Origin of the sequence: Curtobacterium sp. ME12, assembly GCF_903970855.1 — a bacterium.
GTDB classification, from domain to species: domain Bacteria; phylum Actinomycetota; class Actinomycetes; order Actinomycetales; family Microbacteriaceae; genus Curtobacterium; species Curtobacterium poinsettiae_A.
This window is the reverse complement of the sequence record NZ_CAJCKD010000035.1, coordinates 1-22,337: the sequence shown is the minus strand read 5'-3', so window position 1 is coordinate 22,337 and position 22,337 is coordinate 1. Positions and strand designations below refer to the sequence as shown.

The following is a 22,337-nucleotide window of genomic DNA, read 5'->3' as shown; positions in this document are numbered from 1 at the left end:
GCCGCACGGTTGTGGCGTGCAGAGCCCTTGCACGTTTGTGCACGTACCGGTTCTACAAGTTGTCGAAGTGGAGTCCGAGGCGATAGCGTTGGGGTGTCCCAAGGGCTGTGACACCTGATGTATCCGTTCCACAGGAAGCAACTGACGTGCACGAACAGCGCGCGGCCACCCGTCTCGGAATCGCCGCATGAACGACCTCCTCGATCCGCTCCTCCTGTCGCGGTGGCAGTTCGGTCTGACGACCATCTACCACTTCCTCTTCGTCCCGCTGACGATCGGCATGGCAGCCGTGGTGGCCGTGTTCCAGACCGCCTGGTACCGGACCGGCCGCGCGCACTACCTGCAGTTGACGCGGTTCTTCGGGCGGATCTTCCTGATCAACTTCGCCATGGGTGTCGTGACGGGCATCGTGCAGGAGTTCCAGTTCGGCATGAACTGGTCGAACTACTCACGTTTCGTCGGTGACGTCTTCGGTGCACCGCTCGCGCTCGAGGGGATCCTGGCGTTCTTCTTCGAGGCGGCCTTCATCGGCATCTGGATCTTCGGCTGGGACCGCCTGCCCAAGGGCCTGCACCTGGCGAGCATCTGGTGCGTCAGCGCGGGCACGATCATGTCGGCGTACTTCATCATCGCCGCGAACGCGTTCATGCAGCACCCGGTCGGCTTCGCGATGAACGAGGCAAAGGGCCGTGCGGAGCTCACCGACATCTGGGCGGTGCTCGGCAACAAGGTCGCCCTGGCCGCCTTCCCGCACACGCTCTTCGCCTGCTTCATGGTCGCCGCGGCGGTCATCATCTCGGTCGCGGCCTACCACCTGGCCCGCAACCAGAACCTCGAGACGATGATGCCGGCGCTCAAGTTCGGCATGTGGACGATGCTCGCGGCGGGGGCGCTGACCGTCCTGACCGGCGACCAGCTCGGACTGACGATGGTCGACACGCAGCCGATGAAGATGGCGGCGGCCGAGGCGCTGTACAACACCGCGACCGGCAAGGACGCCTCGTTCTCGATCTTCACGCTCGGCACCCCCGACGGCGTGCACGAGCTGTTCTCGATCCGGGTGCCGTACCTGCTGTCGTTCCTGTCGACGCACACGTTCAACGGCACGGTCGAGGGCATCAACGACCTGCAGGCGCAGTACACGCAGGTGTACGGCCCCGGCGACTACAAGCCGATCATCTGGGTCACCTACTGGTCGTTCCGCTGGATGATCGCCCTCGGTGTCGGCGCGGTCATGGTCTCGCTGGTCGGGCTGTGGCTGACCCGCAAGGGCCGGTTCCCGACGCAGCGCTGGGTGTGGCGCATCGCCACCTGGACGGTGCCGCTGCCGATGGCCGCGATGATCGTCGGCTGGGTCTTCACCGAGATGGGCCGCCAGCCGTGGCTCGTGTTCGGGCTGCTCCAGACGAAGGACGGTGTGTCGCCGAACGTGACCGGGCTCGAGGTCCTCATCTCGCTGCTGGTCTTCACCCTGATCTACGGCTCGCTGGCCGTCGTCGAGTTCAAGCTCATCAAGAAGGTCGCGCAAGAGGGGCCCGCCGACCCGGACGAGGTCGACGAGGAGACCGGCGAGGTCAAGCACGAAGTGACGGTCTACTAGAAATGGACGCTGCCTGATGGATCTCCCCGTTCTCTGGTTCGCGATCGTCGGCGTCTTCTTCGTCGGCTACTTCGTCCTCGACGGATTCGACTTCGGTGTCGGTATGTCCCTGCCGTTCCTCGGCAAGGACGACACCGACCGTCGGGTCCTGATCAACACCATCGGCCCGGTCTGGGACCTCAACGAGACCTGGGTCATCGTCGCCGGGGCCTGCCTGTTCGCGGCGTTCCCGGAGTGGTACGCCACGATGTTCTCCGGGTTCTACCTTGCGCTGCTGCTCATCCTCGCTGCACTCATCGTCCGAGGGGTGTCGTTCGAGTACCGGCACCAGAACAAGCACCTCGCGTGGAAGCGCCGCTTCGACCTCATGATCATCGTCGGCAGCGCCGTGCCGTCGTTCCTGTGGGGCGTCGCGTTCGGCAACGTCGTCCGTGGCGTCCCGATGGACGCCGGGCACAACTTCACCGGCACGATCTTCGACCTGCTCAACCCGTTCGCGCTGCTGACCGGTGTCGCGACGCTGCTGGTCTTCTTCACCCACGGGGTCGTCTTCGTCGCGCTGAAGACCGAGGGTGAGATCCGCGTCCGCGCCAAGCGCCTGGCGACCCGGGCCGGCATCGTCACGATCGTGGTCGGCGCCGCGTTCCTGGTGTCGATGGCCTTCGTCCGGGCCACCCCGGCCTCGTTGGTGCTCTCCGTGGTCGCCGCCCTGGCCCTGGTGCTCGCGGTGCTCTGCAACGCCTGGGGCAAGGAGGGGCGTGCCTTCACCCTGATGGCGATCACCATCGCCGCGATCGTGCTCGCGATGTTCACGGCGATCTTCCCCGACGTCATGCCGGCCTCGAACGACGTCGCGAACAGCCTGAACGTGTACAACGCCTCGTCCGGGTCGTACACGCTGACCGTGATGAGCTGGGTCGCGCTGATCTTCGTGCCCCTGGTCTTCGCGTACCAGGCCTGGACCTACTGGGTGTTCCGCAAGCGCGTCTCCCGCGCCCAGGTCACCGCGGCCGCGCACTAGGCGGACGACGATGAAGCCCCTCGACCCCCGACTCCTGCGGTTGTCCCGGACGGCGCGCGGTTTCATCGTCGCCGCCGCCGGCACGGGAGTCCTCCGCACGCTCGCGACCATCGCGATCGCGTGGGGGATCGCTGCGGCCGTCACCCTCGGGGTCGACGCCGTCCGCGACGGCAGGGTGCCAGCGGCGTTCGGGCAGGCGCTCGCGCTGCTCGGCGGGGCGTTCGTCCTGCGTGCGGTGGCCGCGTGGGCCACCGACGACCTGGCGGCCCGTGCTGCGGCGAAGGTGAAGAGCGAGATGCGGACGACGGTGCTCGCCCGCGCCGCCGAGCGCGGTCCGTCGTGGCTCGCCGGCCAGTCGAGCGCCGGCTTCGCCACGACGCTCGGCCCCGGGCTCGACGCCCTCGACGCCTACTTCGGCCGGTACCTGCCGCAGCTCGCGCTCACCGCGATCGCGACGCCGATGCTCCTGGTGGCGATCGGCCTCGGCGACCTGACGAGCGGGCTGATCATCCTGTTCGCCCTGCCGGTGATCCCGGTCTTCATGATCCTGATCGGCCTGGCGACGCAGTCGCTGCAGCGGAAGCAGTCGGACGCCCTCGCGAAGCTCGGTGCCGCCTTCACCGAAGCCGTCGAGGGGCTCGCCACGCTCAAGGTCTTCGGCCGTGCACGCCGCCAGGTCGGTCGCATCGCGGCGGTCACCGACGAGTACCGCCGAGGCACGATCGGCGTGCTCCGGCTGTCGTTCGTGAGCGGCTTCGCGCTCGAGCTCGCCGCGAGCCTGTCCGTCGCACTGGTCGCCGTCTCGATCGGCATCCGCCTGGTGGACGGTTCACTCGGCCTCGGCGCCGCGATGTTCGTGCTCGTGCTCGCACCGGAGGCCTTCGCCCCCGTCCGCCAGGTCGGCGCCGACTTCCACGCCGCCCAGGACGGCGTCGAGGCCTCTGCCGCGGTGCTCGACGTGCTCGCCGACGACGAGGCCGCATCGTCGTCCGCGACAGGCAGCAGCGGGACCGACACGGACACCGCAGCACCCGCCACCGCGGTGGACGTCCGGGGGCTCGACGTCCGCGGGCTCACCGTCCGCCGACCCGACGTCGTGATCGGGCCGTTCGGCCTGCGCGCCGAGCCCGGCACCGTGGTCGTGCTGGCCGGCCCGAGCGGTTCCGGCAAGTCGAGCATCATCGCCGCACTCCGCGGCGTCCTGCCGCACGACGGCGTCGTCACCGTGCCCGGCCCGGCCGGTGCCTCCGTCGCCGAGCGCACCACGTGGGCCGACCAGCGGCCGCGTCTCGTCCGCGGGACGATCGCCGAGAACGTCGCGCTCAGCGCGACCCCCGACGACGCCGACGTGCGCACCGCTCTGGGCGACGCGGGGCTGGGACTCGACCCAGGCCTCCCGGTCGGCGCCGGTGGCAGCGGACTGTCCGGGGGCCAGGCACAGCGCGTCGCCGTCGCCCGCGCGCTCTACCGGGCGCGCCGCGAGCAGACCCCGCTCGTCCTGCTCGACGAGCCGACGTCCGCGCTGGACGCCGAGGCCGAGGCGCGGGTCATCGCGGCCGTTCGTGGCCTGGCGGCCGACGGCGCCGTCGTCGTGGTCGCCAGCCACCGACCCGCGGTCGTCGCCGCGGCGGACGTCCGCGTGGACGTCCGCGCCGGCGGGTCCGTGACGGTCCGCAGGGGGGTGCGCGCATGAGCCGGGAGGCCCGTGGTGGCTCCGTCCTGCGGCTCGCGATGCCGCACGGGTCGGGTTGGGCGAAGGCGGTCGCCGCCGGATCGCTCAGCGCGCTCTGCGCCGTCGCGCTCCTCGCAGCGAGCGGCTACCTGATCACCCGCGCCGCCGAGCACCCGCCGATCCTGTACCTGACACTCGTGATGGTCGGTGTGCGCGCCTTCGCGCTCGGGCGAGCCGTGCTGCGCTACGTCGACCGGCTCGCCGGGCACGACGCATCGTTCCGGCAACTGGCCGTGGTGCGGACGGAGATGTACCGGCGGCTCGCGTCGATCGCGCCCGCCGGACTCGGACGGACCGGACGCGGCGACCTCATGACGCGGCTGGTGACCGACACGGACCGGCTGCAGGACCTGCCGATCCGCGTCGTCGGCCCGCTCGTCTCCGCCGGGGTCGTCGCGGTGCTGTCGGTCGTCGCCGTGGCGCTCGTGTCGGTGCCGGCGGCGCTCGTGCTCGTCCTCGCGCTGGCGGTCGCGGCCCTGGTCGGCACGATCGTCACCCGGGTGATCGCCGAGCGCTCGGACCGCGAGACCGCCGCCGACCGGGGCCGGGTCGCGGACCTCGTGCTCGACACCGTCCGGACGCTCGACGTCTTCGCCGCGTACGGCACCCTCGACGAACGGCTCGCGCACATCGCCCGGCTCGACGCCGGCGTCACCCGGGCCGTCCGGCGCCGTGGCACGGTCGAGTCGCTCGTCGGTGCCCTGGTCGGCCTGGTCGGTGGCGGTGCCGTGATCGGGACCCTGGCCGTCGGTGCGCCTGCCGTGGTGTCCGGGGCGCTCGACGGTCCGCTCTGGGCCCTGGCGGTCTTCGTGCCGCTCGCGCTCTTCGAGGTCGTCGGGACCGTCCCGCTCGCCGTCCTGACGCTCCGACGGGTGCGTGCTGCGGCCGACCGGGTGGAGCAAGTGGTGCCCGCCGAGGTGCCCGACGGCATCGTCCCCGAGCCGGACGAGGACGCCGACCCGGCGTCGCTCGTGGTCGAGGGGCCGGTCACACTCGCCGTCCACGACCTGACCGTCCGCTGGCCGGGGGCGGCTGAGCCCGCGGTCGACGGGATCTCGTTCACGCTCGCCCCCGGCGAGGTCGTCGTGCTCCAGGGGCCGAGTGGTGCCGGCAAGTCGACCCTGGTCGACGCGCTCGTCCGGTTCGTGGAGCACGAGGGGTCCTACACGCTCGACGGCGTCGAGGCGAAGGCGATGCACCCGGACGCGGTGCGGGACCGGGTCGGCCTGATCGAACAGGACCCGTTCGTGTTCGACCAGTCGGTGCGGCAGAACCTGCTCTTCGCCCGTGAGACCGCGACCGACGACGAACTGCTCGCCGTGCTCGACCGGGTCGGCCTGGGGGACTGGGTCGTCCGGCGCGGCGGGCTGGACGCCTCGGTCGGGGAACGCGGCGTGCTCGTGTCCGGCGGCCAGGCACACCGGCTCGCGCTCGCCCGCGCGCTGCTGCACGCGTTCCCGGTGCTGGTGCTCGACGAACCGACCGCCGACGTCGACCCGGACCTCGGCGACACCGTGCTGCGCGACCTCGTCACCACGGCCCGCGCGGCGGGTCGGACGGTCGTCATCGTGTCGCACGTCCCGGTGGCACCGGACCTGGTCGACCGCACCCTGCGGATGCGGGACGGACGCCTGCTCGCCGGGTGAGCCGACGGGCGGACGCGGGACGGGCCCGGCGGCTTGTATCGTTGACGTCCGTGACCACCGAGCAGCACGCCGAGGACCCGAACGCCTACGACTTCCGTCGTATCCAGGAGAAGTGGCAGCCCCGCTGGGAAGAGCTCGGGCTCTTCACCACCGACCTCGACGACACCCGTCCGCGCAAGTACATCCTCGAGATGTTCCCGTACCCGTCCGGCGACCTGCACATGGGGCACGCCGAGAACTGGGCGCTCGGTGACTTCGTCGCGCGGTACTGGCGGCAGCAGGGCTTCAACGTGCTGCACCCGATCGGCTGGGACTCGTTCGGCCTGCCCGCCGAGAACGCGGCGATCAAGCGCGGGGTGGACCCGAAGGACTGGACCTACGCGAACATCGAGCAGCAGAAGGCGTCCTTCAAGCGCTACGCGCCGTCGTTCGACTGGACCACCGAGATCCACACCTCGGACCCCGAGTACTACAAGTGGAACCAGTGGCTGTTCCTGAAGATGTACGAGAAGGGTCTGGCGTACCGCAAGGACAGCTGGGTGAACTGGGACCCGGTGGACCAGACCGTGCTGGCGAACGAGCAGGTCCTGCCCGACGGCACCTCGGACCGCTCCGGTGCCGTCGTGGTGAAGAAGAAGCTGACGCAGTGGTACTTCAAGATCACCGAGTACGCCGACCGGCTGCTCGACGACCTGAACCAACTCGAGGGGCGGTGGCCGGCGAAGGTCATCGCGCAGCAGCGCAACTGGATCGGCCGTTCGGTCGGTGCCGACGTCGACTTCGTGATCGAGGGCCGCGACGAGCCCGTCACGGTGTTCACCACTCGTCCGGACACGATCCACGGGGCGACGTTCCTGGTGGTGGCCCCGGACTCGGACCTGGCTGCCGCGCTGGTTGCCGACCCGTCCGTGCCGTCCGCCGTCCGTGACGACTTCGACGCCTACCTGACGGCGACGCAGAAGACGTCCGAGATCGACCGGCAGAACGCCGACCGCCCGAAGACCGGCGTGCCGCTCGGTCGGTCGGCGATCCACCCGCTGACGGGGGAACGCCTGCCCATCTGGGCCGCCGACTACGTGCTCGCCGACTACGGCCACGGTGCCGTGATGGCCGTGCCCGCGCACGACCAGCGCGACCTCGACTTCGCGCGGGCGTTCGACCTGCCCGTCAAGGTGGTCGTCGACACGAACGCCGCCGTCACCGGGGCGATCCCGGTCATCCCCGAGGGCGCGACGCTCGACGACTTCGACGTGCCGACGCTCGACCCGGTCGCCACCGGCGAAGCGCTGACCGGTCAGGGGCGGATGATCAACTCCGGCCCGCTCGACGGCATGTCGAAGCAGCACGCCATCACCGCTGCCATCGCCCTGCTCGAGGAGCGCGGCACCGGTCGTGCCGCCAAGACCTACCGGCTGCGCGACTGGCTCATCTCGCGCCAGCGCTTCTGGGGCACCCCGATCCCGATCATCCACGGTGCCGACGGCTCCGAGCACCCGGTGCCCGAGGACCAGCTGCCGATCGTGCTGCCGGACACCGAGGGGCTCGACCTCAAGCCGAAGGGCACGTCCCCGCTCGGCGGCGCGACCGACTGGGTGAACGTGCCGAACCCCGTCGACGGCACCCCGGCGCTCCGCGACACCGACACGATGGACACCTTCGTCGACTCGTCGTGGTACTTCCTGCGGTTCCTGTCGGCGAACGACGACACCCAGGCGTTCGACCCGGCAGCCGCACGCCGCTGGGCTCCGGTCGACCAGTACATCGGCGGCATCGAGCACGCGATCCTGCACCTGCTCTACGCCCGCTTCGTCACGAAGGTGCTCTTCGACCTCGGGTACCTCGACTTCACCGAGCCGTTCTCGGCACTGCTCAACCAGGGCATGGTGCTGTCCGGTGGCTCGAAGATGTCGAAGTCGAAGGGCGGCGTCTCGCTCGGCGACGAGCTCGACGCGAACGGCGTCGACGCCATCCGCCTGGTGATGGGATTCGCCGGCCCGCCGGAGGACGACATCAACTGGGAGGACGTCTCGCCGTCCGCCTCGGCTCGGTTCCTGGCGCGGGCGTACCGCCTGGCGCTCGACGTCACGTCCGCACGCGACGTCGTGTGGGCCGATGGCGACCGGGCACTCCGCCAGGTCACGCACCGGTTCCTCGCCGACGCCCCGGGGATGATGGAGTCGTTCAAGTTCAACGTCGTGATCGCGCGACTGATGGACCTGGTCAACGTCACCCGCAAGGCGATCGACAGCGGCCCCGGTGCCGGAGACCCCGCCGTGCGTGAGGCGGTCGAGACGATCGCGCTCGGCTTGAGCGTCTTCGCGCCGTACACCGGCGAGGAGATGTGGGAGAAGCTGGGCTACGAGGCCACCGTCGCCACGTACGGCTGGCGGAAGGCCGACCCGACGCTGCTCGTGCAGGAGACCCTGACGGCCGTCGTGCAGGTCAACGGCAAGGTGCGTGACTCGTTCGAGGTGTCGAAGTCGATCGAGGCGGATGAGCTCGAGCAGCTCGCACGGTCGTCGGCGAACGTGCAGCGGTACATCGGTGACCGCGAGATCGTGAAGGTGATCGTCCGCGCGCCGAAGCTCGTGAACATCGCCATCAAGGGGTAGCGACCGTCGCTGGCGTCGTCCCTCCACAGCAGGGGCGTTCGCGGCACCCGTCCACGGGTGTCGCCTCCGGAGCCCGGCCGATCGGCCGGGCTCCGTAGCGTTCGGGGCATGTCCTCCCCGTCGTCTCCCGGACCCTGGTGGTCCCGTCTCGCCTTGTCACCGCGGGCCGCCGTGGTGCTGGCGGCGGTCGTGGTGGTGGTCGCCGTCGTCGTGGTGTTCGTCGGGGCGATGGTGTCGGGCGGCGGCAGCGGGGGCACCGACGGAACCGGAGGGGTCGTCGTGCGTGGGGCACCCACGTCCGGCGCGGGTGGGGCGTCGGGTGCGCCATCCCCGTCAGCCGGAGATGCTGCCGGTGCTCTGCCGTCCGGGCCGGGTGCCGGACGGGTCGTGGTGCACGTGCTCGGGGCGGTACGGCGGAGCGGTGTGGTCGAGCTGCCGGCATCGAGCCGCGTCGGGGACGCGCTCGAACGTGCCGGTGGGGCCGCGGACGACGCCGACCTCGACCGCCTGAACCTTGCCCGGGTGCTGACGGACGGCGAGCGGTTGTACGTGCCGCGGCTCGGGCAGCAGGAGGTGCCGGAGGCGCTCGGGCCGGTGGCAGACGGTGCTGGCGCCGGGCGGGCCGCCGCTGCCGGGGGCGCGGGCGGCGGTGGCGGTGGCGGTGGCGATGCGGGTACCGGGGGTGAGGGGTCCGCCGTCGTCGACCTGAACACCGCCGACCAGGCCGCGCTCGAGACACTGCCCGGCATCGGACCGGGGCTCGCTGGTCGGATCATCGCCTGGCGGGACGAGCACGGCCGGTTCACCGCGGTCGAGGACCTGCTCGACGTCAGCGGCATCGGGGACGTGCGGTTCGCCGAGCTCCGCGATCGCGTGCGGGTCTGAGGGGCGACGGTGCAGCTCGCGCCGAGTGCGATCGACCTGCGGGTCGCGGTGCCGGTCGCCGCCGCCTGGATCGCGACCGCCCTGCTCGTCGGCGTCCCCGACGTGGCACCCGTGGTCGGTGGGGCCACGGCGCTCCTGACCGGCGTCAGCGGCAGCGTGCTCCGGTCGCGTCGGGGCACCGGGGTCGTGCCGGTCGTCGCCGGTCTGCTGCTCGTCGCGGGGGCACTGACGACGCTGCTCGCGGTGTCGGTCACCGTGGGGGAGTCCCGGCGGGCCCCGGAACCGCTGCGCGCGCTCGTCGCGGGTCCGGGGTCGGGGCACGTGGACGTCGAGGCCGTGCTGACCCGTGACCTCGTGCCGGGCGACCGCTCCGTCACCGCGACGCTGGTGCGCGCTGACGAGCTCGACGGGCTCCGGGTGCCGGTCCGACTCGTCCCCGACCAGCACGGCGACGCACCGGTCGCCGTGCTGGCGGCCGGAGCCCGGGTCACCGTGACCGCCGCCGTTCGGCCGGACGAGCCCGGTTCCGCGACCGCCTTCGTGGCGTTCCTGCGCGGGGCCCCGTCGTCGGTGCCGCCCGACGGACTGCTCGGCGCCACCGACACCGCGCGGCAGGCGTTCGTCCGGGCCACGGCCGACCTGCCGCAGCCGGGAGCGGCGCTGCTGCGCGGACTCGCGATCGGGGACCGATCCGGCCTCGACCCGACGACCGAGGCGGCGATGGAGGCCTCCGCGCTGACGCACCTGACGGCGGTGTCCGGGGCGAACTGCGCGGTGGTGGTCGGGCTCGTCGTGGTCCTCGGCCGCGCCTGTGGCTTGCCGAGAGGCGCCCGGGCCGCGGCGGCCGTCGGCGTGCTCCTGGTGTTCGTCGTACTCGTGCGGCCCGACCCCTCGATCGTCCGGGCGACGGTGATGGCGATCGTGGTGCTCGCCGTGCACCTGGCCGGTCGACCGGTGCGGGGCGTCCCGCTCATCACCCTCGCCGCGGTCGGCATGCTCGTGGTCGACCCCTGGTTCGCACGGTCGTCCGCGTTCGCCCTGTCCGTGCTCGCCACGAGCGGGATCGTGGTGCTCGCCCCGCCGCTCACCGAGCTCCTGGCGCGTCGTGTGTGGCCGCCGGTCGCCGCCGCACTCGCCATCCCCGTCGCGGCGCAGGTGGCGTGTTGGCCGGTGACGATCCCGCTGTCGGCGACGCTCCCGACCTACGCGGTGCCGGCGAACCTGCTGGCGGAGCCGTTCGCGCCGGTCGTCACGGTGGTCGGGCTCGCCGCGTGTGGTCTCGCTCCGGTGTGGCCGGTGGGTGCGCAGGGGCTCGCGGCGGTCGCGTGGGTCCCGGCCGCCGCCGTCGGGAACATCGCGCACGGGGCAGCGGCCTTGCCCTACGCCTCGCTACCCTGGCCGGCCGGCGTGCTCGGTGTGGCCGCCGCCGTGCTGGTGTGCGGTTGCATCGCGGTCGCGGTGCTGGTCCGGGGACGGCTCGGCTCCCGGTTGCTGCTCGCAGCAGGGGCGGTGGTCGTGGTCGGCGTCGCAGCGGTCACCGTCCCGGTGCTCGTCGTCCGGGGATCGGTGCCGGGGGACTGGTCGGTCGCCGCCTGCGACGTCGGGCAGGGGGACGCCGTGCTGCTCCGTGGCGACGACGCCGTCGCCCTCGTGGACACCGGCGACGACGAGGAGCGGCTCCGGGCGTGCCTGGACCTGCTCGGGGTCGCCCGGGTCGACCTGCTCGTCCTGACGCACTTCGACCGCGACCACGTCGGCGCGGTGCGCGCTGTGGCCGGCGCAGTCGAGACCGCCCTGGTCGGACCGGTGGGCCGTGCGTCGGACGAGCGGGTGGTCGACGACCTCCGACGTGCCGGTGTCGACGTCCGGACGGCCGACGACCGGGTCTCCGGAACCCTCGGACCGCTCGCCTGGCGCGTGGTGTGGCCACCGGGCGACGACCGTGCCGCCGGCAACGACGCGAGCATCGTGCTCGCCACGGGGCCGGCGGACGGAGACTCCTGTCCGGGGTGCCTGACCGGGGTCTTCCTCGGCGACCTCGGGGAGTCGTCGCAGCGTCGGCTCCGAGACTCCGGGGAGCTGCCGGTGGGGCCGATCGACGTCGTGAAGGTGGCGCACCACGGCTCGGCGGACCAGGACCCGCAGCTCTACCGGGGGCTCACGGCGCGTGTCGCGCTCATCGGCGTCGGGGCGGACAACACCTACGGACACCCGACGGCATCGGCCCTCGGCACGCTCGAGGCCGCGGGCACGCTGCCGCTCCGCACGGACGAGCGCGGCACCGTGGTGCTCGCTCGCTCCGGCAGCGACGAGGTGCGGGTGTGGACGGAGCGCTCGTCGTCGGCGGCCGCCCGTAGGATCGTCGGTGCACCACTCGACCCGGCACCGTCCGGGCCGGCACCACCGGAAGGACCACATGGCCGCCAAGAAGCCCGCGCGCGCCGCAGCGAAGATCGACCAGGTGCCCTGGTCGGGGATCCGTCCGGCGCCCGTCGTGCTCATCACCGGGCCCGAAGCGTTCCTCGCCGACCGCGCCCGCGGTGTGTTGAAGGACCTGCTGCAGGGCGAGGACCCCGCGCTCGAGGTGCACGACCTCGAAGCCGACCAGTACGCCCCCGGGCTCCTCGCCACCCTCGCCAGCCCGTCGCTGTTCGGCGAGCCGCGGCTCGTGCAGGTCACGAACGTCGAGAAGTGCACCGACGCATTCATCACCGAGACGATCTCGTACCTGCAGGCCCCCGCAGACGACGTGACCCTGGTGCTCCGGCACGGGGGTGGCATGCGCGGCAAGAAGCTCCTCGACACGATCCGCAGCGGTGTCGGCGGCGGGGTCGAGGTGCTGTGCGACGAGCTCAAGCGCGAGACGGACCGCATCGACTTCGTGAACGCCGAGTTCCGCGCCGCACGACGCCGCATCGCGCCGTCCGCGGTCCGGACCCTGGTGACCGCGTTCGCCGACGACCTCGCCGAACTCGCCGCCGCGTGCCGACAGCTCCTGGCGGACGAAGCCGAGGAGATCACCGACAAGGTCGTCGACAAGTACTACGGCGGTCGCGTCGAGACGAACGCGTTCAAGGTCGCTGACATCGCCCTCGCGGGTCGGTCGGCGCCGGCGATCGTCGAGCTGCGGCACGCCCTGGCCACCGGCGAGGCACCCGTGCCGATCGTCGCCGCGTTCGCGAGCAAGATCCGCACGATGGCGAAGGTCAGCGCCTTCCGGGGTCCGAGCGGGCAGGCGGCCTCGGCGCTCGGCATGGCGCCGTGGCAGGTGCAGCGCGCGCAGCGAGACGTCGCCGGGTGGAGCGAGTCCGGGCTGGCGAACGCGATCATCAGCATCGCCGAGGCGGACACCGCGGTGAAGGGTGGCTCGCGCGACGCGCACTACGCGCTCGAGGTCATGGTCCGCACCATCGCCCGACGCGGCGAGCCCCGCTGAGGCGAGTCGGGCCTCCCGGCTGTCCCTCGCGCCTGTCAGCCGGCACATCGTGAGCAGAGATGGTCGGGTGTGCCGCCGCGACCCGACCGTTTCTGCTCACGGAACGCACCCGACGCAACGCACCCCGACGCAGCGCACGAGACGCAGCGAACCCCGCGCACGACGAAGGCCCCGCACCGACGGTGCGGGGCCTTCGAGACCAGAAGGGTCAGGACGTCAGAGCGACGAGACCTTCTTCGCGATGGCCGACTTGCGGTTCGCGGCCTGGTTCTTGTGGATGACACCCTTGCTCACGGCCTTGTCGAGCTTCTTCGACGCGAGGGCCAGGGCGGCAACGGCCTTGTCCTTGTCACCGGCGGCGACGGCGTCGTTGGCACGACGGATGTGCGTCTTGAGCTCCGACTTGTAGGCCTTGTTGCGCTCGGTGGCCTTGAGGTTGGTCTTGATGCGCTTGATCTGCGACTTGATGTTCGCCATGAATTGCTCCTGCTCGTCTCGTACGGGTGGGCGCGACCGCAGGGTAGAGGGGCCCGTGGTCGCATCGCGTTCCACCCGTGGGCGGGGAACGCGGAAGCCAGCCACCAACACTACCAGGCAAGCGGGCTGCCACCAAAGCACGAAACACCGCCGGATCGGCAGGAGCCTGCGGTCGACCGCGGGCGAAACCCGGCGGCAACACGCACCGGATACCGTGACGGACATGCCCTCCCTCGCACCGCGCATCGACACCGTGCCCGCCTCCGGCATCCGGAGGGTCTTCGAGCAGGCGGCCCTGCTGCAGTCGAGCGGCACCGACGTCACGATGCTCGTCATCGGCGAGCCGGACGTCCCGGTGGCGCCGCACATCGGTGAGGCGGCCCGTCGCGCCTGGACCGAGGACCGCACCGGGTACACCCCGAACGGTGGGATCGGGCCCCTGCGCGAGGCCGTCCGCGACAAGCTCCGCCGCGAGAACCGGATCGAGGCCGACCTCGAGCAGATCTGGATGACGATCGGCGCGACCCAGGCGCTGTTCCAGGCGATGACGTTGACGCTCAGTCCGGGCGACGAAGTCCTCGTGCCGGACCCCGGATACACGACGTTCACGATGAACGCGCACATCATCGGGGCGACCCCGGTGCCGTACCGGTTGGAGCCGCAGCACGGGTTCGAGCCCGACCTGCAGGCCCTCGAGGCGAGCGTCACCGAACGCACCCGGGTGCTGATCATCAACTCGCCGTCGAACCCGCTCGGCTCGGTCTTCGGCGAGGAGACCCTGCGTGCGCTCCTGGCCTTCGCGAAGCGGCACGACCTCTGGGTCATCAGCGACGAGGTCTACGAGTACTTCACCTACGGCACCCGGCACGTCAGCCTGGCGGCGCTCGACGAGGACGACCGCGTGTTCTCGGCGTTCTCGCTCAGCAAGACGTACGCGATGACCGGCGTCCGCGTCGGCTACCTCGTCACCCCGAAGGGGCTCGGCGCGACGATGCGGACCACGCAGGAGGCCATGATCAGCTGCGTCGCCGAACCCGACCAGTACGCGGCCCTCGCGGCGATCGTCGGGGACCACTCCGCGGTGCGCGACGCTCGGGAGCACTACCGCGCGAACCTCGAGGTCGCGAAGGAGACGCTCGACGCCGCCGGCATCCGGTACCTCGACCCGCGCGGCGCGTTCTACCTGTGGATCGACATGTCGCACGCGTCCGACGGGGACATCGCCGAGTGGGCGCTGGGGTTCCTGCAGCGTGAGCGGGTCGCCGTCGCACCGGGCAGCGCCTTCGGACGCACCGGCGAGGGGTGGATCCGCGTCTGCCTCGCAGCCACCGCGGACGACCTCCGGCGCGGCCTCGGCGCACTGCCGGCTCCGGCGCACGTCGCCGTCTGACGCTCGGAGCGTGCGGCCGGGAGGCCCGCCCCGCGTCCGCCACGCATCGCTCCGTGCGAGGTCTGATCGCGTTCCGTGCCCGGTTCCGGATTCCGTGCGAGGTCCCGCCCCTCGCACGGAATCGGGAACACCGCACGACGGAACAGCGTCGCACGGTGCGACGCACGCACGAACTCGCACCGTGCGAGCTGCGCTGCGCGACGCCGGCACGCAAGCGTGGGAGACTGTTGCGACCGTCCGACCCACCTGAGGAACCGTGAGCCCACAAGCATCCGCTCCGCTGGAGCCCGCAGCGACCCCGGCCGACGCGATCCGCAACTTCTGCATCATCGCGCACATCGACCACGGCAAGTCGACGCTGGCCGACCGCATGCTGTCGATCACCGGCATCGTCGAGGACCGCGCGATGCGTGCGCAGTACCTCGACCGCATGGACATCGAGCGCGAGCGCGGCATCACGATCAAGTCGCAGGCCGTGCGCATGCCGTGGGAGCTCGACGGTGAGACCTTCGCGCTGAACATGATCGACACCCCGGGGCACGTCGACTTCTCGTACGAGGTCTCGCGTTCCCTGGCCGCGTGCGAGGGTGCGATCCTGCTCGTCGACGCCGCCCAGGGCATCGAGGCGCAGACGCTCGCGAACCTGTACCTGGCGCTCGAGAACGACCTCGAGATCATCCCGGTCCTCAACAAGATCGACCTCCCGGCGGCCGAACCGGACAAGTACGCGGCCGAGCTCGCGCAGCTCATCGGTGGCAAGCCCGAGGACGTCCTCCGGGTGTCCGGCAAGACCGGCGTCGGCGTGCCCGAGCTCCTCGACCTGGTCGTCCGTCGCGTGCCGGCCCCCGTCGGCGACGCCGAGGCCGCGCCCCGCGCGATGATCTTCGACTCGGTCTACGACAGCTACCGCGGTGTCGTCACCTACGTCCGCATGATCGACGGCACCATCTCGCCCCGCGAGAAGGTCCAGATGATGTCGACCAAGTCGACGCACGAGATCCTGGAGATCGGGGTCTCGAGCCCGGAGCCGAAGCCCACGAAGGGGCTGTCCGTCGGCGAGGTCGGCTACCTGATCACCGGTGTGAAGGACGTCCGCCAGTCCAAGGTCGGCGACACCGTCACGAGTGCACAGAAGCCCGCGACCGAGCCGCTGTCCGGCTACACCGACCCGAAGCCGATGGTGTTTTCGGGCCTGTACCCGATCGACGGCAGCGACTACCCCGTGCTCCGCGAAGCCCTCGACAAGCTCAAGCTCTCCGACGCCGCACTGGTCTACGAGCCGGAGACCTCGGTCGCGCTCGGTTTCGGGTTCCGCTGCGGGTTCCTCGGGCTGCTGCACCTCGAGATCATCACCGAGCGACTGTCCCGCGAGTTCGGGCTCGACCTCATCACCACGGCCCCGAGCGTGATCTACGAGGTCACGACCGAGGACAACGCCGTGACCGAGGTCACGAACCCCTCGGAGTTCCCGACCGGGCGCATCGTCGAGGTCCGCGAGCCGATGGTCCGCGCCGCGATCCTGGCGCCGAAGGACTACGTCGGCGCGATCATGGAGCTCTGCCAGCAGCGCCGCGGCTCCCTGCTCGGCATGGAGTACCTCGGCGAGGACCGCGTCGAGATCCGCTACGAGATGCCCCTCGGCGAGATCGTCTTCGACTTCTTCGACCAGCTGAAGAGCAAGACCCAGGGCTACGCGTCGCTCGACTACGAGCCCACCGGCGACCAGGCCGCCGACCTCGTCAAGGTCGACATCCTGCTGCAGGGCGACCAGGTCGACGCCTTCAGTGCGATCGTGCACCGCGACAAGGCGTACGCCTACGGCACGCTCATGACGGAGCGGCTGCGCAAGCTCATCCCGCGCCAGCAGTTCGAGGTGCCGATCCAGGCCGCGATCGGCGCCCGCATCATCGCCCGCGAGAGCATCCGCGCGATGCGCAAGGACGTCCTGGCGAAGTGCTACGGCGGTGACATCACCCGCAAGCGCAAGCTCCTCGAGAAGCAGAAGGAGGGCAAGAAGCGCATGAAGACCATCGGTCGGGTCGAGGTCCCGCAGGAAGCCTTCATCGCGGCGCTCTCCGGCGACGTCGAAGAGAAGAAGAAGTAGCGCCGGGTCAGCCGGTAGGGCGGGCGCGAGCCCGCAGCGCGGCCAGGCAGAGGGCCGGGAGGCTCGCTGCGGCCAGTCCGGCCAGTGCGGTCCGCAGGATGGCCCAGTGGGCAGCCGCGTCGAAATCGGTCTGCTCGCCGGAGGCCACTCCGGCGACCACGGCCCCGACGACCATCGCGAGCGTCACGACCGCGAGGGCCAGCGGCAGCCGACGGCCGCGGTGACGCCGCACCGCCGACACCAGTGCCGCACCGAACAGCAGCACCCCGGCGCCGGCGCAGCTCGCTCCGACGGCGGCGATGACGTTCGCGGTGTCGAAGCCGTTCCACGCCTCGGGGGCGACCGCGACGGTCGCGTACCGGGCGGGTGACGCCGCGGCGGACGTGGTCACGTCCACCAGCACCCGGGCGGTCGCCGCCACGCTGAACGCGACGAGCGCGAGCGCGGCGAGGACGGCGGTCCGGCGGTCGACGGACCGCGAGCGGGCGGGGGTGGGGCGGGGCACCTGCTGACGATAGCCGCGGGGCGGGCGGTTGTCGGGCCTCCAGTTCGGGGTGCACGGCGGGTGGGCCGGTCCGACGGAGGTGAGCGCGGATCGGTTCGATCCCGGGTGGTCCGCCCAAGTACGATGGCCGCATGAGCATCCGCGGGAGCTACCGGACCGCCCTGACGTACGGCGCGGTGGGGGCGACCCAGGCGTCGGACCTCATGACCTACCCGCCGGAGGGATTCACACCGGCCGAGTCGCGCGCGCGGATCGGACACGGCGACCAGCGGTTCGAGACCGCCGTCGTGCAGGCGCTCACGTGGCAGATCCAGGAGCGCAGCGGAGTGCGCGTGCGCGTCGAGGAGCAGCCGGACGACGACGAGGTCCGGTACAACCCGGTCACCTTCGACGACGACGGGGTGCCGATCGCCCCGGCGTCCATCGGGACGCCCCGGGTCGAGAAGTTCGCACCAGACGGCACCCCGCTGCTGACGGCGGGCACGAGCGCGACGCTGACGATCCACGCGTTCGGGCAGACCGTGCAGGCACCGGTGCGTGTCGTGTCGATCATCGACGAGCACGACCGCAAGGGCTTCGCGTACGGCACGCTCGAGGGGCACCCCCTGTCCGGCGAGGAGTCGTTCGTCGTCGAGCGCACCCCGGACGGCTCGGTGTGGCTGCAGGTCCGGCAGTTCTCGCAGCCGGCGAGCCGGAAGTGGCGCTTCGTCGCGCCGTTCGTGCGGCGGCAGCAGAAGGTCATGGCGGAGAAGTACCTGGCGGCGCTGCGGGGCGACTAGGCGTCGCTCGCGGTCGCGGTCGCTCCCGCTCTTCAGCGGAGCGGCGGGAGTGCGGCGATCGCGTCCTCGATGAGGGCGGCGTCCTGCTGGCAGTCGCGCGCGACCGTCACGGCGTTCGTGTGCCGGAGCGCGTCGACGTCGTAGACACCCGTCGCCACCGCCAGGAAGGGGATGCCCGCCGCGTCGGCGGCCTCGCCGTCCCGCGGGGTGTCGCCGACGATGACCGCCCGGGTACCGACCAGTTCGGCGGCAGCACGTCGGGTGACCCCGGCGCGGTCCACCTCGGTGTCGCCGAAGTACGAGTGCTCCCAGTCGAAGACGTCGGCGTCGAACCCGGCGCCGGTGAGCTTCACCCGGGCGCGGTACTCGGAGTTGCCGGTGAGCAGGCCGTTGTGCCACCCGAGTTCGGCGAAGCGGGTCAGGAGCGCCTTCGCCCCGGGGACGGGGCTGCGGTGGTCGCCGGAGGCGTGCCGTTCGGTAGTCAGGTCGTGCAGGTGGCGGCTGACCGTGGGGATCAGGGTATCCTCGAACGCGTGGGCGCGCACGTGCTCGGCGATGAGCCCGGCGTCGGTCCGGCCGTGCTGGTGCCCGACCCGGAGGGTGAGGTCGCGGCCCACCGCCCGCTCGAGGGCGAGGTGGTAGAGGTTGCCCGGGGACGACGCGTTCATCACGAGGGTGCCGTCGATGTCCCACAGGACCGTGGTGGGGACGGGATGGTGCTCCATGGCTCCCATCATGACGGACAATGGACTCCATGCCGAGTGCTCTCCCGATCGCCGATCCAGCACCAGCGGACGGCCTGATCACCCCGTGGGCGGCAGCGGGCTCCGCTGCCGGGCCGGGGGCCGCTCCCGCCGCCGGCGACGTGCCCTTCGGCGTGTACGTGCACGTGCCGTTCTGCCGGGTGCGCTGCGGGTACTGCGACTTCAACACCTACACGGCGTCGGAACTCCGCGGCGTCCGCCGTGACGACTACGCCGGGCACGCCGTGCGCGAGATCGAGTGGGCCGCGACCGTGCTCGACCGGTCCGGTGTGCCGCGGCGGCCGGTGTCGACCGTCTTCTTCGGCGGCGGCACCCCGACGATGCTGCCGGCGTCCGACCTGGCGATGATCCTCCGAGCGATCGACGACACCTGGGGCATCCTGCCCGGGGCCGAGGTCACCACCGAGGCGAACCCGGACTCCGTCGACGCGGCGTCGCTCGAGACCCTGCGGGCCGGCGGCTTCAACCGGATCAGCTACGGCATGCAGTCCGCCGTGCCGCACGTGCTCGCCACGCTCGACCGCACGCACGACCCGCTCCGGGTCCCCGTCGTCGTCGACCTCGCGAAGCAGCAGGGACTCGACGTCTCGCTCGACCTCATCTACTCGACGCCGGGGGAGTCCCTCGCCGACTGGCGGACCTCGCTCGACGCCGCGATCGCCTGCGAGCCAGACCACGTGTCGGCGTACTCGCTCATCGTCGAGGACGGCACCGCGATGGGTCGCATGGTCGCCCGCGGCGAGCTCCCCGCCCCCGACGACGACCTGGCCGCCGACATGTACGAGCTCGCCGACCAGGTGCTCGGCGACGCCGGCTACTCCTGGTACGAGGTGTCGAACTGGGCGTGCGGTGACGCGCACGCGAGTCGCCACAACCTGTCCTACTGGAAGGGTCACGACTGGTGGGGCGTCGGCCCCGGCGCGCACTCCGCCGTCGCCGGCACACGCTGGTGGAACGTCAAGCACCCGGCCGCGTACGCGAACCGGGTGCTGTCGGGGGAGTCGCCGGCCGCCGGCCGCGAGACCATCGACGACGAGACGCGGTACGTCGAGCGACTGCTGCTGGCGGCGCGGGTCCGCGGGGAGCTCGCGACGAGCGAGATCCGCCAGGAGGCCCGTGGCCGGGTCGCCGGCCTCATCGCACGCGGACTCGTGGACGGGTCGGCCGCGGTGCGGGGACGGATCGATCTGACCCTGCAGGGTCGCCTGCTCGCCGACGCGGTGGTGCGGGAGCTGCTCGACTGACGGTCGTGCGCACTGCTTGCTGCGCACTGCGCTCCGTTGCCGCTACTGCTTGATGAACTCGATCGAGAGCGGGTAGCGGTAGAACTGGCCCTGGTTCGCGGCGATCGCGGCCATGATGCTGAAGATCAGCGACACGATGCCGGCTGCCAGGACGATCAGGACTCCGATGCCGAACACCGATGTGAGGGAACCGACCACGTAGGCGATGCCCATCGTGATGTGGAAGTTCAGCGCGACGCGGGTGTGCTCGCGCACGAAGCCGCCGCGGTCGCGGAGGACCAGGTAGGCGACGAGCGGCGCGATGAAGTTGAAGAAGATGCCACCGATGTGGGTCAGCGTCGCCCACAGGCGCTGGTCCTCGGGGCGCATCGGCTGGGGCGGGGTGTAGCCGGCGGGGTACTGCGGTCCGCCGGGGTACTGGGTCCCGCCGGGCTGCTGGGGGCCACCGGGTCCGTGGCCGTAGGGGCCGCCGGGCTGCTCGGGTCCGTGGCCGTCGGGCTGCTGTCCGTAGGTCATGGCGGAAGCGTATCGGCCGACCGCCCGGAAGTCCCGGGCCGTCAGCGGTCGGGCGTAGGATCAGCAGTCGACACGTCCGAGTGCCAGGTCGATCGGGAAAGGAGGCGCTCGTGGTCAGTGAACGCAGCCTCGAGGTCCTCAAGGCCATCGTGCGCGACTACGTGGCGTCGCGTGAACCCGTCGGGTCGAAGACCATCGTCGAGCGGCACGCCTTCGGGGTCAGCGCCGCCACGATCCGCAACGACATGGCCCTGCTCGAGGACGAGCAGTTGATCGCGGCACCGCACACCTCGTCCGGCCGGGTGCCGACCGACAAGGGGTACCGCGTCTTCGTCGACCACCTGGCGGGTGCCCGTCCGCTCTCCAGTGCGCAGCGGCACGCCATCGAGACCTTCCTCGGCGCCCCGAACGACCTCGACGAGGTCCTCGGGCGCACCGTCCGGCTGCTCAGCCAGCTCACCAACCAGGTCGCCCTGGTGCAGTACCCCTCGATGGTGCGCGCCCGGGTGCAGCACGTCGAACTCGTCCGGCTCGGTGACGCCCGGTTGATGGTGGTGCTCATCACCGACACCGCCCGCGTCGAACAGCGGGTGGTCGAGACCGACGTCCCGCTCGACGAAGGCTCGCTGGGCGAACTCCGCACCGTGGTGAACGGCGCGACCGTGGGGCTCCTGCTGCAGGACGTCCCGACCGCGCTCCGAGCCGTGCCGCAGCAGCTGCGCCCCGACGCCCAGACGCTCGGCGGGGTCGTCGTCGCCACGCTCATCGAGCAGGTCGCGGCGAACCGGCAGGACCGCCTGCTGATGGCCGGTGCGGCGAACCTGGCGAAGAGCGAGCGGGACTTCTCCGGCGGCCTCTTCCCGGTGCTCGAAGCGATCGAGGAACAAGTCACCCTGCTCCGGTTGTTCGGGGAGATGCAGGTGGACGACATCGCGGTGGCGGCCAGCATCGGCGTCGAGAACGCCGAGTACGGGCTCGACGCCACGAGCATCGTGGCCGGCGGCTACCTGGCCGGCGGCGAGGTGGCCCGCCTCGGCGTCCTCGGACCGACCCGGATGGACTACGGCACGAACATGGCGGCCGTCCGCGCCGTCGCCCGCTACCTGTCCAAGCTCCTGGGCGAACACTGACCAACCGACCGAACCCAACCGACTGAGGGATACGTGGCAGACCACTACGACGTCCTCGGCGTCCAGCGAGACGCCTCCGATGCCGACATCAAGAAGGCCTACCGCCGCCTGGCGCGTGAGCTCCACCCGGACGTGAACCCGGCACCCGACGCCGCCGAGCGCTTCAAGGACGTGACGCACGCGTACGACGTGCTGAGCGACCCCGAGCAGCGACGCCGGTACGACGCCGGGCCGCAGGCCGACAGCCCCTTCGGTGGTGGCGCCGGTGGCTTCAGTGACATCTTCGACGCCTTCTTCGGTGGCGGCGGTGGCGGCGGCCGTGGGTCGGGCCCGCGCAGCCGTGCCGAGCGCGGCCAGGACGCCCTGCTCCGCATAGCACGGTAGATCGTCGGGAAGGGAGACGGGGACTGCCCGAGGGGACCTCCTGGTGTAGATCGCCTCGTTAGCACGAAAAGGTAAGTATGAGCGTGTGTCAGTGGAGTTACAGTCGTGCGTG

The 22,337-nt window shown here is 71.4% G+C and carries 16 protein-coding genes and 2 pseudogenes; 14 read left to right on the top strand and 4 right to left on the bottom strand.

Going from position 1 to position 22,337, the window contains the following annotated elements:
• Positions 1-187: 187 nt before the first annotated feature.
• From H7A73_RS14795 to holA, 8 genes and pseudogenes are all read left to right on the top strand, one after another.
• Positions 188-1,600, top strand: a complete 1,413-nt coding sequence (locus tag H7A73_RS14795) for a cytochrome ubiquinol oxidase subunit I (protein WP_027465275.1) — start codon at positions 188-190, stop codon at positions 1,598-1,600.
• 16 nt (positions 1,601-1,616) lie between these two features.
• On the top strand, positions 1,617-2,621 hold the full coding sequence (gene cydB / locus H7A73_RS14790) for a cytochrome d ubiquinol oxidase subunit II (RefSeq protein ID WP_182066661.1): 1,005 nt from the start codon (positions 1,617-1,619) through the stop codon (positions 2,619-2,621).
• 10 nt (positions 2,622-2,631) lie between these two features.
• On the top strand, positions 2,632-4,314 hold the full coding sequence (cydD, locus tag H7A73_RS14785; RefSeq protein ID WP_182066660.1) for a thiol reductant ABC exporter subunit CydD: 1,683 nt from the start codon (positions 2,632-2,634) through the stop codon (positions 4,312-4,314).
• A complete protein-coding gene (gene cydC / locus H7A73_RS14780) occupies positions 4,311-5,999 on the top strand; it encodes a thiol reductant ABC exporter subunit CydC (RefSeq protein WP_182066659.1) in 1,689 nt (562 codons plus the stop codon). The genes cydD and cydC overlap by 4 nt, the downstream gene beginning before the upstream one ends.
• A 50-nt stretch (positions 6,000-6,049) precedes the next feature.
• Complete coding sequence (leuS, locus tag H7A73_RS14775; protein ID WP_182066658.1) at positions 6,050-8,611, top strand: leucine--tRNA ligase; 2,562 nt, start codon at positions 6,050-6,052, stop codon at positions 8,609-8,611.
• A gap of 153 nt (positions 8,612-8,764) precedes the next feature.
• Complete coding sequence (locus H7A73_RS14770) at positions 8,765-9,496, top strand: ComEA family DNA-binding protein (protein ID WP_259362925.1); 732 nt, start codon at positions 8,765-8,767, stop codon at positions 9,494-9,496.
• 720 nt (positions 9,497-10,216) lie between these two features.
• A pseudogene (locus H7A73_RS18245) lies at positions 10,217-11,248 on the top strand (ComEC/Rec2 family competence protein); the annotation flags it as partial.
• A gap of 664 nt (positions 11,249-11,912) precedes the next feature.
• The gene (gene holA, locus H7A73_RS14755) at positions 11,913-12,932 is read left to right on the top strand and encodes a DNA polymerase III subunit delta (RefSeq protein WP_017886661.1); all 1,020 of its coding nucleotides are present in this window, start codon (positions 11,913-11,915) and stop codon (positions 12,930-12,932) included.
• Positions 12,933-13,148: 216 nt separating this feature from the next.
• Here holA and rpsT read toward each other — a convergent pair whose 3' ends face one another.
• The gene (gene rpsT / locus H7A73_RS14750; RefSeq protein WP_017886662.1) at positions 13,149-13,409 is read right to left on the bottom strand and encodes a 30S ribosomal protein S20; all 261 of its coding nucleotides are present in this window, start codon (positions 13,407-13,409) and stop codon (positions 13,149-13,151) included.
• Between the two features lie 223 nt (positions 13,410-13,632).
• Here rpsT and H7A73_RS14745 point away from each other — a divergent pair, with 223 nt between their 5' ends.
• Complete coding sequence (locus tag H7A73_RS14745; RefSeq protein ID WP_182066655.1) at positions 13,633-14,799, top strand: pyridoxal phosphate-dependent aminotransferase; 1,167 nt, start codon at positions 13,633-13,635, stop codon at positions 14,797-14,799.
• Positions 14,800-15,055: 256 nt separating this feature from the next.
• Positions 15,056-16,903, top strand: a complete 1,848-nt coding sequence (gene lepA, locus H7A73_RS14740; protein ID WP_182066654.1) for a translation elongation factor 4 — start codon at positions 15,056-15,058, stop codon at positions 16,901-16,903.
• 7 nt (positions 16,904-16,910) lie between these two features.
• Here lepA and H7A73_RS14735 read toward each other — a convergent pair whose 3' ends face one another.
• On the bottom strand, positions 16,911-17,408 hold the full coding sequence (locus tag H7A73_RS14735; RefSeq protein ID WP_182066653.1) for a hypothetical protein: 498 nt from the start codon (positions 17,406-17,408) through the stop codon (positions 16,911-16,913).
• Between the two features lie 131 nt (positions 17,409-17,539).
• Between H7A73_RS14735 and H7A73_RS14730 the strand changes: the two genes are divergently transcribed.
• Entirely contained in the window at positions 17,540-18,187 is a 648-nt protein-coding gene (locus tag H7A73_RS14730) for a DUF1990 family protein (protein WP_209134700.1), read from the top strand.
• Positions 18,188-18,219: 32 nt separating this feature from the next.
• On the opposite strand, the gene H7A73_RS14725 is transcribed toward H7A73_RS14730, so the two are convergent.
• Positions 18,220-18,912, bottom strand: coding sequence for an HAD family hydrolase (locus H7A73_RS14725; RefSeq protein WP_182066652.1), 693 nt, complete (start codon positions 18,910-18,912; stop codon positions 18,220-18,222).
• A gap of 29 nt (positions 18,913-18,941) precedes the next feature.
• Between H7A73_RS14725 and hemW the strand changes: the two genes are divergently transcribed.
• Positions 18,942-20,195: a radical SAM family heme chaperone HemW gene (gene hemW / locus H7A73_RS14720; RefSeq protein WP_182066651.1), complete on the top strand. Its 1,254-nt coding sequence runs from the start codon at positions 18,942-18,944 to the stop codon at positions 20,193-20,195.
• A 42-nt stretch (positions 20,196-20,237) separates the two neighbouring features.
• On the opposite strand, the gene H7A73_RS14715 is transcribed toward hemW, so the two are convergent.
• Entirely contained in the window at positions 20,238-20,711 is a 474-nt protein-coding gene (locus H7A73_RS14715) for a DUF4870 domain-containing protein (RefSeq protein WP_310648865.1), read from the bottom strand.
• Between the two features lie 110 nt (positions 20,712-20,821).
• On the opposite strand from H7A73_RS14715, the gene hrcA reads away from it, so the two are divergent.
• Both hrcA and H7A73_RS14705 read left to right on the top strand, forming a co-directional pair.
• Positions 20,822-21,841 carry a heat-inducible transcriptional repressor HrcA gene (gene hrcA, locus H7A73_RS14710; protein WP_182066650.1) on the top strand — a complete coding sequence of 340 codons (1,020 nt, stop codon included), beginning with the start codon at positions 20,822-20,824 and terminating at the stop codon, positions 21,839-21,841.
• A 33-nt stretch (positions 21,842-21,874) separates the two neighbouring features.
• Positions 21,875-22,216 (top strand): annotated as a pseudogene (locus tag H7A73_RS14705) (DnaJ domain-containing protein); the annotation flags it as partial.
• Between the last annotated feature and the right edge of the window lie 121 nt (positions 22,217-22,337).

What these genes read in the sequence shown, in the direction of transcription:
- H7A73_RS14795 (WP_027465275.1), top strand. Translation starts at nt 188, where the DNA reads ATGAACGACCTCCTCGATCCGCTCCTCCTGTCGCGGTGGCAGTTCGGT.
- cydB (WP_182066661.1), top strand. Translation starts at nt 1,617, where the DNA reads ATGGATCTCCCCGTTCTCTGGTTCGCGATCGTCGGCGTCTTCTTCGTC.
- cydD (WP_182066660.1), top strand. Translation starts at nt 2,632, where the DNA reads ATGAAGCCCCTCGACCCCCGACTCCTGCGGTTGTCCCGGACGGCGCGC.
- cydC (WP_182066659.1), top strand. Translation starts at nt 4,311, where the DNA reads ATGAGCCGGGAGGCCCGTGGTGGCTCCGTCCTGCGGCTCGCGATGCCG.
- holA (WP_017886661.1), top strand. Translation starts at nt 11,913, where the DNA reads ATGGCCGCCAAGAAGCCCGCGCGCGCCGCAGCGAAGATCGACCAGGTG.
- rpsT (WP_017886662.1), bottom strand. Translation starts at nt 13,409, where the DNA reads ATGGCGAACATCAAGTCGCAGATCAAGCGCATCAAGACCAACCTCAAG.
- H7A73_RS14745 (WP_182066655.1), top strand. Translation starts at nt 13,633, where the DNA reads ATGCCCTCCCTCGCACCGCGCATCGACACCGTGCCCGCCTCCGGCATC.
- H7A73_RS14730 (WP_209134700.1), top strand. Translation starts at nt 17,540, where the DNA reads ATGAGCATCCGCGGGAGCTACCGGACCGCCCTGACGTACGGCGCGGTG.
- H7A73_RS14725 (WP_182066652.1), bottom strand. Translation starts at nt 18,912, where the DNA reads ATGGAGCACCATCCCGTCCCCACCACGGTCCTGTGGGACATCGACGGC.
- hemW (WP_182066651.1), top strand. Translation starts at nt 18,942, where the DNA reads ATGCCGAGTGCTCTCCCGATCGCCGATCCAGCACCAGCGGACGGCCTG.
- H7A73_RS14715 (WP_310648865.1), bottom strand. Translation starts at nt 20,711, where the DNA reads ATGACCTACGGACAGCAGCCCGACGGCCACGGACCCGAGCAGCCCGGC.